The organism is Falsochrobactrum tianjinense (genome assembly GCF_019100495.1).
Classification (GTDB): Bacteria; Pseudomonadota; Alphaproteobacteria; order Rhizobiales; family Rhizobiaceae; genus Brucella; species Brucella tianjinense.
In genome coordinates this window covers 65669-82119 of record NZ_JAHRVA010000008.1, presented here as the reverse complement: position 1 = coordinate 82119, position 16451 = coordinate 65669, and the positions used below count along the sequence as shown (strand labels likewise).

Genomic DNA, 16451 nt, shown 5'->3' with positions numbered 1-16451 from the left:
AGCGTAGGCGGAGCGGTACAGTTGTTTACTCCAATCAGAGACGGTGACGGTTCAGACCAAGGTGGGTCAGATCTGGAGAGTTATTCCGGTCTATCTGGCCATGGCTGGCGGTGTCATGAAGGATCTTGTCGAGGAAGGGGTGCCATCAGACCATCGCCGAGAATACTGTGCGCGGTTCTCGCTTATGCGGCTTGAAGGCATGATATCTCGTCTTGCCGCATCATAGAATCGCAGTTTGTCGGTGATCATGACGCGTGGCGAGTGCGCCTGTCCTTGCATAAGCTTTTGCATGAGGCGTTTGACGGCCTTGGTATTGCAGCGGCTTTGCACGAGTACGTTGAAAACGAGCCTGTCCGGATCGACTGCGCGCCAAAGCCAGAACTTGGTTCTAGCGCATTTCACTACGACATCATCTAGATATTATACATCACCGAGGGCGCGCCTGTCGCCACCGCAGATTGCGAGTGATCTGAGGTTCAAACTTTAAGATTCGGCGACGGACAGTCTCATAGGAAGCGTCCATCCCACGCTCGAGCAGCGTTTCCTCAACTTCACGCAGCAACCGTGACCCGCTTAACGTGATGTAGTGGATGGGGCGCCCTCCGACGACATCGAATGTGCCAAAATAGGTTTGCTGAACCTTGAGAGGAGCCATCCACCATGAATAAGATTACGACAATTGGACTTTATATCGCAAAGAATGTTTTCCAGCTTCATGGAATTGATGCGGACGGGTAGATCGTCCTGCGAAAGTCGCTGCGTCGCGGGCAGATGGGCCGTTCTTCGAGAAGCTTTCTCTCCCTGCCTGATCACCGGGCATCGGCTTCAGTGTAGGTATACAGAAGCGAACAAACTTTGCCTTTCGGAGCACCACAGTTGGCGGAGTGACGATGGTATGATGTGACAGCAAAGCGGAATGGACCGCACGAACTGAAGAATCCGGGGTGTTGTCTTGCGCATCAACAGCGCGATAATGTGATAGGGATCGGTTCAGGCGGACAACATCAGGGCCAGCGGTCATATCGTGCCGCATCGATAGGCCGGAGACATGACAGCACCTATTCACATGATGCGCAAGCAGCAGAGTATCTTTGCACCCGTGAAGGTCCTTTCCCACAAAGCGCAGTTTGAGGCTCTCACAGAATAATTGAGCTCAACGATAGGTCCCTTTCTGATCTAGTCAAAACTTGCAACGGAACTTATTTCAGCAGCCTTCCTTCAATTCGATCTCCACAAACGCGATTTCCTCTAACGTTTCGTTGAGTATGTTGTGCTCAACCCCGATTTTTCGCGTGTAACTCTTGCCCGTTTCAATCGGGTACGAACGGCGACCGCTGCTGTCTTCCACCGTCAAAATGCCACCTTTGACCGGTACAACGACATAGTCGTGCTCATGCCGATGCCATCCGGTCTCCGCCCCTGCTGGGAAGCTCCAGAGCGTTACACGCAAGCGCTGGTCGTCAAGCTGTACTTGCGATATTGCCATCAAACTCATTTAAATTTTTCCTTGTTTCATTGATACAATTTCCTAGAGTTATTAGTCACCCCACATGCCTCTTATCTCGGTCCCGCGCATCGCCAACATCGACGTGTTAGGATTAGCCAGATATCTTCAAACAGGGCGCTGACTTGCCGCGTGAAGCGCTGACGTCGAACTCATGCCAAAGTATATGCTAAGATCATTAAGTCAGGTCCTCGTTTATGTACTGATTGGCACGTTGCGGGCTAAATCTAAGTTGCAGGAGCGTTGGGACTAGCCATGGACCGGCGTGAAGGAAGCATTACCGCTCCTGCCGCGGCAGTCATCAACCCGAGGCCGATAAAATCCGGAAGTGACGGTGTTTCTCCCAAAAAAATAACAGAACTAACGACGCCGATCGCCGGAACCATCAGGGTCGAGAGACTAACGGTTCCAGCTGGTAGCCGTGCCAGAAGCTGATACCAAATCAGATATGCGAGCGCTTGCGAAAAGACGATGTGATGGGTCAGGGCCACCCATATCTCGGCTTTGAACTCGCTCCATCGAAGACCTTCCGTCAATATCCAAGGCTCGTACACCAGCATTCCGATTGTCGAGACGAAAGCCCCTCCGGCGAGCTGCCAGCCAGCAATGCTCATCGGTGGTGCGGTGACGGGAAGCCACTTGATGACGATGGTGCCGAGCGCCCAGCTTATTCCAGCAAGAAGCGCCAAGAACAAACCAAAGGAGAATGTTCCCGCCATGATAAGCGGCCAGCCTAGGGATAAAAGACCGGCTATACCGAAGCCCAATCCGAGCCAGCGTCGCTTGTTCAAACGCTCACCCAGCAAAATTCTAGCGAGTATCACTGTCCATATTGGCAGTGTAAACGTGACGATGACCGCACGAGATGTTGGAGCATTCAGCTGGGCGAATGCCAGCAGGAGGTTGAATGCAGTTATCGTGAGGAATCCCGCAACAAAAACCGGAAATAGCTCCGACCTCGACAGCCGTAATCGATGTCCGCAGAGCTTGGCAACACAAAATAGAAACAGTGCGCCAGCCGTCATGCCAAGTGCTCGGAACGTCCATGGCGGAAACTCGAAGAGCGCGATCCGCACTGCCGGCCAGTTCAGCCCCCAGAAGAACGCCAATGCGATGATGGCCAACTGATCCAGCCAGCGTCGTGGTATTGCCGGCATCTAATTCTCCTCCCAAAACCTACCAAAGCAGGATTCGCGGATGCTATCCGCCCGAAACCATTATGTGACTATCCCGATAGTCACATGTTCACCAGATCGTCTTACGTCCTTACGAACGCTTGTTTGTGGTCTATCGTATTGATGAAACGTCCCCCATAAAAATTCATCTTTGTGTGGTAAGAGCAGTACCCGATGATTCGGCAACTGCGAGTACAGTACCAAGAAGAACCTGGGCTCCGGCAGCACAATCAGACGGAGAGGTATACTCGGCTTCATTGTGGCTAATCCCCCCGACGGAGGGAACAAATATCATTCCAGAAGGGACATAGCAGGCCATGTTGCAGGCATCATGTCCTGCACCGCTGACGATGCTACGGTAAGAAAATCCATCGTTGCGCGCGGCGGTTTCTATGGCAGAGATGATCCGTGCATCGAACGGCTGCGGTGGCGAATCTGTGGTTTTTGTAACCTCAAAGCCGACATTAAGCCTAGCTGCGACAGCTGAAATCTCTTGCAGTACTCGGTCTTGCAAAGCATCAAGCTGCGCTAAAGCTTCATGTCGCAGGTCCAGCGTCAGTTCGACCTTGGATGCCACCGTGACCTGAGAACCGTTGGGGCTGGCAATGCGACCGCATGTGGCGCGGCCCCCGGGGACTTCGCGGGCAGCGCCGTCTGCAATTAAAATGGCATGGGCGGCAGCAACCATGGCATCCTTGCGGCCTTCCATGGGCGTAGGGCCAGCATGCGCATCCTGACCGGTAAAGGTTAGGAGCCAACGTCGAAATCCGATCCCTGCCATAACGACACCGATGGTCTTGCCAGCAGCTTCCAGAAGCGGCCCTTGTTCAATATGGAGTTCTATATAGGCCTTCGCTGGAAAGCCAGGTTTCATATCACCGACACCTTGGGTTAAACCATCAAGCAAGCTTCCAAGTTGCCTACCTTCGTGATCAACCATCTGACGAGCCTCGTTAAGTGGCAAAGCTCCAGTGAAAACATCCGAGCCCATCATGGGCCGAAAAATCGCGCCTTCTTCGTTAGTCCAATTAACGAGCGTTAATGGATGACGGGTTTCGATTTTCGCCTCACTCATGGTCCGTAATATTTCAAGCCCGGCCAACACGCCGAGTACTCCGTCGAAACGGCCACCAGTCGGCTGAGTATCGAGATGACTACCAAACATGACAGGGGGCAGATTTTCAGTTCCCGCCCGCGTGGCGAACATATTGCCAAATTGGTCAGCTTTGACGTTTAAGCCTTTGGCTAAGCACCAATCCTTGAGCAACGCGCGTGCAGAGTCGTCCTCGTGTGAAAAGGCCAATCGGTTGTTACCACCGGCAACTCCGGGACCGATCTTTGCCATATCGACAAGTGACTGCCACAGGCGGTCTGCGTTAATGCGCGGTGTTATCATCTCAAACCGGCTCCACCCCACACCAATCGGCGATAAACAGAGCGTAGGCACGGGTCACTTGCTTGAGGCTTTCAAGGTCGACATACTCGTCGATCCCATGCGGAAGGCCGCAGGTCGGGCCATACACGATCGACGGCGTATTCTGGTAAAGCCCGAAAAAGCGCGCATCGGTTAACGCTGAGCTGATCGATGTCTGGACCGGCTCGCCGAACACCGCCTCATGAGCTTGGCCCATGACCGCTTCGATATCAGAACCCGGCTCAAGCACATAACCTTCGGCTTGAAAGCCGTGAAAGGTAACTTTTGGCGGATGACTGACAAGGTAGGGGTCAGCTGCAACAGCCTCGGCCACGCGCGCCAGGATTTCACCACGGATCGTAGCTAGGTCCTCGCCTTCAAGAATGCTGAGGCGCACTTCCATCCGCGCCTTGGCTGGCACCGACGATACCCAATCGCCACCCGAAAATTTTCCGAGGTTTACGCGGATCGGATGTGGGTGATCCTTATAGACCCGATGATTTTCCTTGCGCGCATTCCACTCGGCCTCAAGACGCTTAATGTAAGGCCATATGTGAATGGCCTTTTCCAGCGCATTCGCACCGACATGCTGGAACGCTGCCGATGCATGCTGCGGATCGCCTTCGATATCGATACAGAGCCACATCAAGCCGATCTGGGCCCGCATGATCTCGGCACCGAACGGCTCCGGCACCAACGCGCCGTCGGCCTTGTAACCGCGCTGAACGCAGGCCAGCGTGCCGTTACCGGTGCATTCTTCCTCGACCACGCTCTGGATGTAGACTGGGGCGGCAGGTGCTAGCCCCGCAGCCTTCAGCGCCTCGATAGCGAATATTCCAGCAGCAAGCCCTGATTTCATATCACCAGCGCCACGACCATACATGCGACCATTTGCGATGCGCGGCTCAAAGGGTGGCGTGGTCCAACGATCGGCATCACAAGGTGGAACCACATCGATATGCCCATTAATGATCAACGAACGTCCTTTGTTTTCTTTCGGATGTCGCGTGCCGACCACGTTATAGGCCTGTTCGTAGCTGACAAACTCCACGGGCGAAAATCCGGGCAAATCCTTGATATCGTCAACTTCAATCTTCCAGTGATCGACCTCATAGCCACGCTCACGCAAGGATCTGGCCATGAAGTCCTGCATCGCAGCTTCATTGCCACGGGTCGAGTCGAAGCGCACCATGTCGGCCGTAAAGGCAAGCTGTGCCTCAAACCCGGCGTTCACCGCATCGATAATGCGCTGGCGGGTGGTTGTATCTAGCGTCATGATCTTACTCCTGAGGTCGGGGGAACAGGCGCTCGCGTATGGTCACAAGGCCTCTGGGGAGATACATCACGATCACGACGATCAGTAAGCCGTAGCCCAGCATACGATAGCTCTCGATATCCCGCATTGCCTCGATCAACACAGTCAGAACGAGCGCGCCCACCAGCGGGCCGCTGACGGTGCCCAGACCGCCTACCAGAACCATGGCGATAATGGAGATCATCAGATCGATACCGACCACAGAATTAGGGGTCAGAATTGAAAGATAATGCGCATAGAACGCACCTGCGACGCCAACGATGAATGCAGAAAGGCCAAATACCATCAGTTTCATCTGCGTCAGGTTCACGCCCAGGCTTTCAGCCGCGTCCTCGCTATCGCGCATTGCGAGCATGGCAAGTCCGGTTTTCGACCGCATCATATGCGTGATGATGATCAGCATCAGAACAGACAGCGCAAGCGCCAAGTAATAAAAACTCACCTTATCTGCTGGGCCGAACGCCACATTGCCCACGAGCGGAAGCGAGAAGCCGTTGAACTGCGGGATCCCCCAAAGCCCCATTTCGCCACGCGTCAAGTCTGAGAAGTTAGCGATACAAATACGCACGATTTCAGCGAAGCCAAGCGTTACGATAGCAACATGTGGCATTGAGCGGATGCGCAGAATCGGAGTTCCAATCAACAGCCCAGCAGCAGCGGCAATCAACCCACCCAGCCAGAGCGTGATCCATGGGCTAAGACCCATATGGATCGATAAAAGCGCTGAGCCATAGGCACCAAGCCCGAAGAAGGCGTGATGCCCAAAAGTCTTCAGACCCGCAAAACCTGCAACGAGGTTCCAGGCAGAGGCGAAAATCCCGAAGATCATCGCCAACACCATAACGTGCATCAAATAAGGATCGGAACTGAGGACCGGCAAAGCCAACATCACGGCGAGGACAGCAGCAATGCCAAAGTAGGCCTGAAGAGTAAAGGGCTTAAACATCAGCAGCTCCTTTTGCGTGACGGTTCAAGGCGAAACGACGGTATGTTACTCATGGTCATTTCTTTCCGAACAGGCCCCAGGGACGCCACCAGATCACGGCAATCATCAGCGTGAAGGAAATGACATCGCGCCATTCCGAGGAGGTTAGCTGCACACCTACAGCCTCGACCACGCCCAGAAGCAGGCCCCCCATGATGGCACCGGGGAACGACCCAAGCCCCCCAAGCACCACGACGACGAAGCCTTTAAGAAGGACAGGAATCCCCGACCAAGGGCTGATCGCGTTGATTGGCGCCAACATGGCGGCTGCGAGAGCGCCAAGGGCTGCAGCTAGGCCGAAACAGATCATATAGACACGGCGCACCGGGATACCGACAACCTGCGCTGCATCACGATCTTGCGACGTTGCCCGGATCGACCAGCCGAGGCGGGTATACTTCAATAGCCACGTCATCACAGCGATGGTCACGACCGCCACGACCAAGATCATCACCCGTTGCCATGGTAAACGGATGTCGCCTAAAACCATCACCCCGCTGATGTAATAGGGCACTGAGTTGAAACGCTCACCGAAGAGCAGCAGGGCCGTATTTTGCAGCACAATGGACAGACCAAGCGTGGCAGCGATCGTGGTGAATGCTGAATTTTCCCTGACGATCAGATATTCGATGGTCAGTTTCTGGATGATTACGCCCAAAAAGAAAGCTAGGAGCACTGCAAACGGAATGGCAATCCAAAAGGGAAGACCAATCTGCACCGCGAAGTAATAGGTGAAATACCCGCCCACCATGTAGAATTCGCCATGAGCAAGGTTGAGCACCCTCATCGTGCCGTAAACCAGGGCAATGCCTGAGCCGATAAGAGCATACATCGAGCCTGTGATCAGACCGTTGATTATTTGCTCCAGAAAGATTGCGAGGTTCATGTTCTGCGTCTCCTACTATTCGCCAAGGTAGACGCGTCGGATCACGTCGGAATTCATCATCTCGTCCCCAGTGCCGGCAAGCATCACACGCCCACTTTCAAGGAGGTAGCCATAGCTCGAGATACCAAACGACAGCTTCACGTTCTGCTCGTTAAAGACTACCGCAATGCCTTCTGCATTCACTTTGCGTATGATATCGGCGATCTGCTGTACAATGCGTGGGGTCAAGCCCAGATAAGGCTCGTCCATCAGCAGAAGCTTCGGCTTTGACATCAAGGCCCGCGCGATGGCGACCATTTGCTGTTCACCGCCCGACATCTTGCCAGCGATCTGTTCGCGGCGCTCGGCGATGATCGGAAACAGACTTTCGACCCATTCAAGCCGGTCGCGCGCATATTTGTGCACGCTTGGGTGATAGGCACCCAGCATGACGTTTTCATAGACGGTCATGTCGGTAAACAGGCGGCGGCGTTCGAGAACCATAGACATTCCGCGCTCGACCATTTCATGTGTCGGGCGATTGGTAATGTCTTCGCCGTTTAGGATCACCTTGCCCGAACGCACTGGCGTCAGGCCCATAATTGCCTTCAGGATCGTGGATTTGCCGGAGCCGTTCGGACCGAGCACGGCCATGACCTGTCCGGCATGTGCCTGCATGGAGACATCCCAAAGCACCTGGTAGTTGCCGTAGATGACATCGACGTTCTGCACGTCCAGCATCGGTTGTGCGGTATCATCAGCCATGATCTGCACCTTCTCCAAGATAGAGTTCGACCACCGCCGGATCGTTGGCGACCTCACGCGGAGTGCCTGAAACCATGCGGGCGCCTCGGTTCATGAAAACGGCTTCGTCGGCAAGTTCGCTGATGACCTTCATGTTGTGTTCAATGAGCACGATTGTCAGGCCATCTGAACGCAATGTCTTGACCAGTTCAATCAGACCCGGAATGGATTTCATGTCGACACCGCCAGTTACCTCATCCATCAGCAAAAGCTTCGGGCGGGTCGCCATGGCACGCGCCAGCTCCAGCCGCTTGCGCTGGCCGGTTGATAGGCTCTTCGCTGGTGCATCCAGCTTGTCGCTGAGGCCAACCTTATCGGCATAAGCTTCAGACGCCATTCGTAGTTCTGACATCGAAGAATGATAGGAGCGCGCGCCCACCATGATGTTTTCGGTAACAGACAAATCTTCGAACGGCTGAGTGATTTGGAAGGTTCGGGCAACCCCGGCGCGGCAACGTCCGTCCGGGCGCATTGAGGTAATATCCTCGTCTTGGAATAGGATGCGCCCCGAGGTTGGTTTGTAAACTCCGGCAATGACATGGAACGTCGTTGTCTTACCCGCTCCGTTGGGTCCCATTAAGGCAAGAATTTGACCTTGTTTCACGTCAAGAGAAAGATCATCAATGGCCACAATGCCGCCAAAAGCCTTCGTGACTGCTTCAATCCTAAGGAGCGGCGTGCTCGCCACATTCGCCATGCGTCGGACTCCAATGTCATTGTCTGGCCGGAAGGGATCGCCTTCCGGCCTCGTTAGATGGTTCAGAAAACGAAGCTGATCATTCAAACTCGGCCGTCGCGGCCGAGGGCGGCCACACTGCCTTACTCACGCCGCTCTGGACTTGCGCCACCGCAACCGGCAAGAAATCAGCGCCAATCTTCGGGGTGTGATTTGTGGTGTCATAAACGAATCGGCCCGTGTAGCAGGGGAAATCGGTGGTAGCGAAAGCTTCCGAAAGCTTGGCCGGGTCGAAAGTGCCCGCACGCTTGAGGTTCTCAGCCAGCATTGCGAACTGGCAATAGCCCTGCGCATGGTCACCTGTGGCTTGGATGCCCTTTGCGGCCATCAGATCGAACAGTGCCTTGTGCTTTTCGTTGTTGACGGGATCGTAAAGCATGGGTGTCCACAGCATCTTTTCGGAATCACTACCAATACCTTCGTGGAATTCTGGGCGCATTGGGTAGTAAATCGCGACGTGAAGTGAATCGAGGCCGGTTTCTTTAATTTGCTTGGTAAAAGCAATGCCCGAATTCACCGAGGTGAAGATCGAGACCACCACGTCGGGCTTGTCCCCGCGCAATTTCGACAGTTGCGGGTAGAAATCTGAATGACCAAGCGGCACAGCTTCATGAGCAGACTCAGTCCAGCCAGCTTCCTTGAACAGCGGGGAAGCGTATTCGACATTCGATTTGCCGTAATCGGTATCCTCGAACACGAAGGCGATCTTCTTATCGCCCGTTGAGAACTTACCAGCCTCTGTCAAACCTTCGACTGCTTCAAAAACCGCTTTAGCATAAGCGTCGGAGTTCCAGCTTGACTTCCAGAAGTTTGCAAAGCGTTCAGGATCGCTCTCTACCTTGCGGGCAATTTCCGAGGATACGGGCTGGCCGCTCATGACAAATTTGCCGAAAGAGGCTGCGATGTCCATCATTGCGATAGTCACCGATGAAGCAAAAGTGTCGCCGATCAGCAGATCGACATTGTCACGCGTGAGTAGCTTCTGCGCTGCCGAAACGCCCATTTCTGGACGCGAAGCGCTATCTTCGAAGATCAGTTTCAGCGTGGTTTTTTCACCGTTCAGATCGATACCGCCGGCTGCATTTACCTGATCTGCAACGAATTGATAGGAATCGCGCATGGCAATGCCAGACGTTGCCGCTGGACCTGTCAAAGGGCCGACAACTCCAATTGTCATCTCTGCGGCCAGCGCGCTACTCGACAGCAACGCTCCCCCGATCAGAGCAACACCTATAGTCGTTTTCGATTTCATGACTTCTCCTCCTCCTTTATCCACCACGGCACAAAGCCCGGTGGGCGATAGTGATGCCGCTACATTTTGGCTAAGGCTTGAGCGGTTCTGTGCCGCACCATTCAGCGATAAACAGCGCCATGGCTTTGGTGACGCTACGCACGGAATCGAGGCTGACATATTCGTCAAAGCCATGGATATTGCGCGAGATCGGACCGTAGCAGAGCGTTGGAATCCCGTTGTAGAGTGCAAAGACGCGAGCATCTAGGTAAGCTGGCGTAGTGAAGGTCTTCAGCGGCTCGCCAAAGGCACCCACATGGGCCCGGGCAAGCGTTTCCTCGGCCTCTGAACCCGGCTCTAAATAATAACCTTCCGCATTGAAACCATTCTGCGTCACTCTTGGCGGGTTTTGTGCCAGGAAGCGATCCCCTCGCGCAAACCTTGATATGTGATCAGTGATCTCACGGAGTTTAGGCTGCGCCTTGTCACCGGCATAGATGGAAATGCGGACCTGAAACTTGCACCATGCTGGAACGGAAGATCCCCAATCGCCGCCTTCGATGATCCCAATATTCATGTTGATTGGGTGATCGATATCCTCGAAACCACGATGTGAGGCTTTTTCGGAATTCCATTTCTTCTCGAGTTCGCGCAAGCTGCTGATCACGCGATATGCAGCATCTATCGCGTTGGCGCCTTCACCCATTTCGCGGACGTGCACGGGAATGCCACGGACCTCGACCTCAAACCACAGAACGCCGGCATTGGCGCGAACAAGCATGTTATCTTCAGGTTCGGGGATCAGCGCCGCATCGGCGGTATAGCCGCGCAGGAAAGTTTGCATTGCCCCGTTTCCGGTTGATTCTTCCTCCACGACCGATTGTAGGTAAACAGTTGCCGCTGGCTGCAGGCCAATTCGCTTCAAAGCTTCCAGCGCAAACACGTTGGCTGCGGCTCCCGCCTTCATGTCTCCAGATCCTCGGCCATACATCCGGTCCCCGACGATTTCGCCCCCATAAGGATCGTGTTCCCACATATCCAATGGGCCAACCGGAACAACGTCGACATGATGCTGAAGAATCAGCGAGTGCCCCGTTTCCTCGCGCGGGTGATGGATACCCACGACAATTGGCGCACGAGAATGCTCCGCGGAAAACGGTGAGCCGCCTTCATGCGCGGTCAGCGCCGCTTCATCCATTTCGAAGCGGTCCATCTTGAAGCCGCGTGCGGCATAGTCGTTGTAGAGGAAATCCTGAATAGCGAATTCTTCGGCCCTTTGCGAAGCAAAGGAAACCAGCTTTTGCGTATAGGCGATTTGTTCATCGAAATTTTCGTCGACGGCACTCAGGATGGCGGCGCGCAATTCAGGGTTCAAAACTGTTCTCCTCAATTCATTTTTATAAAAAGAAAGCGTATTGACACACACAAGTCAATACGCGATCCATTGGTATCAATTAATGATACGGTTTCTGTGAGAGCGGATTAAATGCCTTTTCCAAAGAACGTTCCCGGACCGAGCGCACCGAACATGCGCTCGGTCGAGCGTGTTGCTGCTATTTTGTCGTGTTTCACCATGGCACGACCGTTGCTGACCCTGACCGAGGTCGCACAAGCGGTAGCCTTGGACAAAAATACCACCCGTCGGCTGTTGATTGCTTTGTTGCAGACCGGGCTGGTCCACCGTAACGAAGCTGATGGCACCTACGGCTTGGGAATGCAGGTACTGAAACTTCAGCCGGCTGTTGTGGCTCCACGAGAATTGCGGGAAACTGCCGCGCCCTATCTCCAAGGCCTGACTGAAAAGACCGCCATGACGTCGTTTTTTTGGCTGCCTGACGCGGAAGGGGCCATCTGCATCGAAAGGGTTCGAGCAAGTAACATGTTTCTCGAAGTGCCGTGGTCTGTATCGGGCCGGACCTTGCCCCTTAATATCGCCGCAGGACCGCGAGTTATTCTCAGCCATCTGGACGATGCGGCGCGGATGGAATGGCTGTCGCGCCCGCAACAGGCTTTCACGCAATATTCGCTGACGGACACCGCAGCGCTGTTGGAGACATCCCAACGCATTCACGCCCAAGGCTATGAAATAGTTGCCAATGATCTCGTCGTCGGCCTCGCAGGCTTGGGTGTTCCGGTCTTTGACCGCCAAGGTGCCTTTATCGGGTCGGTTTCCGTCACCAGTCGATCGAACGATTTCGACGATCCCCGGATTCTTGAACGCGTCCTCTCTGTTGTGCGCGATACTGCGGCCGCGATCGGCGTCCGGTTGGGGGACGATCCACAATCCATAGGCGGAAAAGCAATGAGCTCCCATTACTAGCGACCCGCCGGCGTGTCAGGCCAAAATCTTGTGCCTTCGCGCGCCAGACCACCACCAAGGCCAATGACCACGCCGTCCGCGCGCCAGCAACATGCGCCTTCCATCCCGCTTGCATCAAAGGCAATCGCACACATGCCGCCAGCCACATGCGGCAACCTCAATGTATCCCATCCACGGGCAGACAGAGCCTCCTCGACCTCGGCGGGGAAACCCTCCTCCAGTTCCAATTCGGCACCCTGAGTCCAAAGGCGCGGCGCTTCTACCGCCTCCTGTACCGACATGCCGTACTCCAGCAGGTTCAGCAGTGCCTGCATAACGCTGCTGAATATCCGCAAGCCGCCAGGACAACCGATAGCATAGCGCAGCTGGCCGTCCTTCAGCACAATGGTTGGTGCCATCGAGGTGGTGACGCGCTTACCAGCAGCAATGGAATTGGCGCGTCCGGGAACCGGGTCGAAAAGCGCCATGTAATTGTTTGGTATAATGCCGGTGCCCGGAATCACCATTCGTGCGCCAAACAGCGCATTGATCGTCTGGGTGGTCGAGACGACATTTCCATGCCGATCGGCCACCGTGACGTGCGTAGTGTGTGCCTCCTGCGCGGAAGCCACGCCTGCCTGCCAGACTTGCGTTTTGTCTATCAGGATTCGCTCACGGCGGTCGGCAGCATAGTCGTCCGAGATCAGGCGAGCGACCGGGACATCGACAAAGGCTGGATCGGCGGTCGATGCCGCACGGTCGGCAAAGGCAATCCGCATAGCTTCGGCGGTCAGATGGGCGGCATCCGCGCTGCCAAACCCTTTTTTCGCCAGATCAAACCCTTCGAGGATTTTCAGCATCTGGATCACATGCACGCCGCCGGCTGACGGTGGCGGCGGACCGACGATTTCATGCCCACGGAAATTGCCCCGGACCGGTTCGCGCGTGATCGTCTTGACGGCTTCGAGATCGGCGCAAGTCATCACGGAACCCGCCTTCTGCAAGGCCTCGATGATCTGGGCACCCAAAGCACCTGAATAGAGTATGTCCGGCCCATTGGCAGCAATACGCGATAGCGTCTCGGCATAGTCGGACATCACCAGCTTTTGACCAGCGACGAGAGGTCCGGTGCCGTTGGTCAGGATGCGCCGTGCTTCCGGGTCCTGTGACAGGTCGCCAAAGGCCTCGCCAGCACATGCTGCCAGATAGGGCGTGACGATAAAACCATTGCGCGCAAAGCGGATCGCGGGCTCCATCACATCGATGAGCACCATGGTGCCGAATTGGTCCAGAGCATCGCACCAGCCGCGTAGGGTGCCAGGCGTCGCCACAGCAGCAGCGCCATGCGTATTGGCGCGTCCCTCGACCTCATAACCGGTGCCTGTCGGACGAAAAATGTCAGGAGTAGCGCGCACTGGAGCGCAACTTTGACCATCCAACACCACATGGCGACCATCCGCCATGCGAATATGCGCCATCCCGCCGCCAAAAATTCCGACCATCATCGGTTCGACCACGGTCAGCGCAAACAGCGTGGCAATCGCTGCATCGACTGCATTGCCGCCAGCGGCAAGCATTTCGACCCCTGCCGCACTCGCCAGAGGATGATTGGAGACCACCATCCCGTCTCGCGCCTGCACCGGATGTTTTTCGACGGCAAAAGCCGCTGGACTCTTTTCACGCCAAGTCTCGGTCATGCGGCAGCTCCGTTCAAGTTTTCAAGCACCTGCCCAAGCGTGTCGACAAACAGGTCGACCTCCTCGGCTTTGATCACCAAAGGTGGGCGTATCTTGAGCACGTTGTGATGCTCGCCGCAGGAACTGATAAGTATCCCCGCCGTGCGCATGTCGTTGACGATTCGAGCGGCGCTCTGGCTGTCGGGGCGTGCGCCATCGCGAATTTCAGCACCGATCATCAAGCCAGCACCCCGGATTTCGCTCAAGACAGGATAGCGCTTCGAGAGCGCGGAAAGTCGGGCCATCATCCGTTGCCCCATCAAGATGGCATTCTTCTGCAACCCCTCGGTCTCGATCACGTCGAGCACGGCCAGTGCGGCGGCGCAGGAAACCGTGTTGCCGCCAAACGTATTGAAATAACGCGAGGTGCGGCCGAACTCGGCCACGACTTCCGGCCGGACGGCGATGCCAGCAACTGGATGGCCATTGCCCATCGGCTTGCCCATAGTGACGATATCCGGGACCACGCCATGGCGCTGAAATCCCCAAAAATGCTCACCAGTGCGGGCGAAACCGGGCTGCACTTCATCGGCTACAAAAATGCCGCCTGCGCGCCGGATCGCCTCAACAGCCGGTACCAGAAAGCCTTCCGGGTCGGATCGCACACCGTCACTGGTAAACATAGTGTCGACAATCAGCATGGCCGGGCGAATACCATGACGCCTGAGTTCTGAGATCGCGCGCTCAACGGCTTCGGCAAATCCATCAGGCCCCTCTGCACCGCGATCTCCAGGCGCGGGCACAGTCGCCACATGCTGGCCGAGGTCGACGGAGGCGCCAAGCGATGGCGAGAATTGTGCCACCGCATCGGTAATCCCGTGATAGGCCGTTTTGGTTACGATGATCCCTGTGCCGCCAGTAAAGCTGCGCGCAATACGCCAGGCAAGATCGTTCGCCTCGCTACCGGTGCAGGTCAGCATGATATGCCCTAGTTCATCCGGCATGGTAGCAAGCAGCTTTTCCGCCAGCGCGAGGATGCCCTCCTGAATGTAGCGGGTGTTGGTAGCCAATACCCCAACCTGCCGCCTGATCGCCTCAACGACCGCCGGGTGACAATGACCAAGAGAAGTCACATTGTTATAGGCGTCGAGATAGCGCCGCCCGGCCGCGTCAATCAACCAGATGCCTTCGCCCTTCACAAAATGCAGCGGCTCTTCGTACATTAGCCGATACGCTGGCCCGAGCAGGCGCGCACGCGCCTCGACCAGATGCTGCGAAGCAGGGTCGAGGCGGATTCTCCCCGGTACGAAGGCATTGGCCATTGCAGTATCTGTGGGGACAGTATCGGTGGGTTTCATTTTTGGACCTCCAATACGGTTGTAATCCAGTCAAGGTTTTCCTGTGGGCTGCGGCCACGCAATTCGCCGATTGTTGCGCGCGCCGGCGCATTGTTGCGCAAGATATAATCGGCATTTTCCGGGTGGCGTTTCGCGCGATAGCTGGTGATCAACAGCGTCAGTGCCAGCCGCATTTCGATCAGCAGAGGCAGCAGGCGGATTTCCTCATCAAGAAGCGGCAGTTCAGCGTGATAGGTTCTGATGAATTCGCCAGCATGATCGCGGTTACCATCAGTGCCGAACTGATAGGATGCTGCTACTGCCAGATCGTTGATCAAAGGCGCAGCCACGATATCGCCAAAATCGATGATGCCCGCAATACGGTCGGGATTGTCGGCATCGACCAGCACATTGTGGAAATTCAAATCATTGTAGATCACCTGCCGACGCAGCTGTGCCGCGACCGGCCGTAGTTTCGTCTCGAAATCATTAAGAACGCAGGCAACATGATCGCGAATCTGCCCATCATCGATTGCGGGCAAAAGCGGAGAAACCCGATTTATATGACTGATATCCCACTGCAGATAGCTATCTTGCGCCGGATGCGAAAAATCCGACAGGCCTCGGTCAAGCTGGGCCAGACAGGCCGCGAGATTGCGCCGCTGCTGCGAGGATTTGGGTGCATGAATCAGTGGCTGCCCCTTGACCCAGGTCAGTATTCGTACCCAAGACCGCCTTCCGTCGGGCAAGGTGGCCTCGATCCCGGTTGCGCCAGACGGTGTACGCCGCACGCGAGGCACCGGCAGGTCGGCGGCAGCGGCTTCGAGATGACACAGCGCCGATGTTTGAAAATCTGTAGTGTTGCGTGCCTCGCTGGGATTGGCGATTTTTAATACCCACTCCAGGCCGTCCCGGTCCCGTAGCCACAGGTTTTGGTCGCGCTCGGCGGTCAGCAACTCAACCTCCGTGCAGTTTAACTCAAAATGTTCCTGCGCCAGCTTTTCAGCAAACTCTGACGACACTTTGGGTGGCAGCGAAGTAAGTGTTTCGGACTCGACAGGCAGAACAATACTCATGCCGATATCACCTTTCTGCAAAGTCGATCATGCT

The 16451-nt window shown here is 55.5% G+C and carries 14 protein-coding genes and 1 pseudogene; 1 reads left to right on the top strand and 14 read right to left on the bottom strand.

Features of this window, described 5'->3' with window-relative positions; translation table 11 throughout:
• Positions 1-90: 90 nt before the first annotated feature.
• From KUG47_RS15840 to KUG47_RS15785, 11 genes and pseudogenes are all read right to left on the bottom strand, one after another.
• A pseudogene (locus KUG47_RS15840) lies at positions 91-405 on the bottom strand (DDE-type integrase/transposase/recombinase); the annotation flags it as partial.
• A 799-nt stretch (positions 406-1204) separates the two neighbouring features.
• A complete protein-coding gene (locus KUG47_RS15830) occupies positions 1205-1495 on the bottom strand; it encodes a cupin domain-containing protein (RefSeq protein WP_217678942.1) in 291 nt (96 codons plus the stop codon).
• A 236-nt stretch (positions 1496-1731) separates the two neighbouring features.
• On the bottom strand, positions 1732-2661 hold the full coding sequence (locus KUG47_RS15825) for a DMT family transporter (RefSeq protein WP_217678941.1): 930 nt from the start codon (positions 2659-2661) through the stop codon (positions 1732-1734).
• A 163-nt stretch (positions 2662-2824) separates the two neighbouring features.
• Positions 2825-4075 carry a Zn-dependent hydrolase gene (locus KUG47_RS15820; RefSeq protein ID WP_217678940.1) on the bottom strand — a complete coding sequence of 417 codons (1251 nt, stop codon included), beginning with the start codon at positions 4073-4075 and terminating at the stop codon, positions 2825-2827.
• A 1-nt stretch (position 4076) separates the two neighbouring features.
• Complete coding sequence (locus tag KUG47_RS15815; RefSeq protein ID WP_217678939.1) at positions 4077-5369, bottom strand: ArgE/DapE family deacylase; 1293 nt, start codon at positions 5367-5369, stop codon at positions 4077-4079.
• A 4-nt stretch (positions 5370-5373) separates the two neighbouring features.
• Entirely contained in the window at positions 5374-6354 is a 981-nt protein-coding gene (locus tag KUG47_RS15810; RefSeq protein WP_217678938.1) for a branched-chain amino acid ABC transporter permease, read from the bottom strand.
• Positions 6355-6409: 55 nt separating this feature from the next.
• Positions 6410-7279, bottom strand: coding sequence for a branched-chain amino acid ABC transporter permease (locus KUG47_RS15805; RefSeq protein ID WP_217678937.1), 870 nt, complete (start codon positions 7277-7279; stop codon positions 6410-6412).
• Between the two features lie 15 nt (positions 7280-7294).
• Positions 7295-8023, bottom strand: coding sequence for an ABC transporter ATP-binding protein (locus KUG47_RS15800; protein ID WP_217678936.1), 729 nt, complete (start codon positions 8021-8023; stop codon positions 7295-7297).
• Entirely contained in the window at positions 8016-8759 is a 744-nt protein-coding gene (locus KUG47_RS15795) for an ABC transporter ATP-binding protein (protein ID WP_217679011.1), read from the bottom strand. The genes KUG47_RS15800 and KUG47_RS15795 overlap by 8 nt, the downstream gene beginning before the upstream one ends.
• Before the next feature lie 79 nt (positions 8760-8838).
• Complete coding sequence (locus KUG47_RS15790) at positions 8839-10074, bottom strand: ABC transporter substrate-binding protein (RefSeq protein ID WP_217678935.1); 1236 nt, start codon at positions 10072-10074, stop codon at positions 8839-8841.
• Between the two features lie 46 nt (positions 10075-10120).
• A complete protein-coding gene (locus tag KUG47_RS15785; protein WP_217678934.1) occupies positions 10121-11404 on the bottom strand; it encodes an ArgE/DapE family deacylase in 1284 nt (427 codons plus the stop codon).
• 111 nt (positions 11405-11515) lie between these two features.
• On the opposite strand from KUG47_RS15785, the gene KUG47_RS15780 reads away from it, so the two are divergent.
• Positions 11516-12349, top strand: coding sequence for an IclR family transcriptional regulator (locus KUG47_RS15780; protein WP_217678933.1), 834 nt, complete (start codon positions 11516-11518; stop codon positions 12347-12349).
• On the opposite strand, the gene ggt is transcribed toward KUG47_RS15780, so the two are convergent.
• Genes ggt through KUG47_RS15765 form a run of 3 tightly spaced genes read right to left on the bottom strand, consistent with a single transcriptional unit; the run spans position 12346 to position 16417 of the window.
• Positions 12346-14025, bottom strand: coding sequence for a gamma-glutamyltransferase (gene ggt / locus KUG47_RS15775; protein WP_217678932.1), 1680 nt, complete (start codon positions 14023-14025; stop codon positions 12346-12348). The two genes, KUG47_RS15780 and ggt, sit on opposite strands and share 4 nt — an antisense overlap.
• A complete protein-coding gene (locus KUG47_RS15770) occupies positions 14022-15362 on the bottom strand; it encodes an aspartate aminotransferase family protein (RefSeq protein ID WP_254799597.1) in 1341 nt (446 codons plus the stop codon). The genes ggt and KUG47_RS15770 overlap by 4 nt, the downstream gene beginning before the upstream one ends.
• A complete protein-coding gene (locus tag KUG47_RS15765; RefSeq protein ID WP_217678931.1) occupies positions 15359-16417 on the bottom strand; it encodes a phosphotransferase in 1059 nt (352 codons plus the stop codon). The genes KUG47_RS15770 and KUG47_RS15765 overlap by 4 nt, the downstream gene beginning before the upstream one ends.
• Positions 16418-16451: the final 34 nt, after the last annotated feature.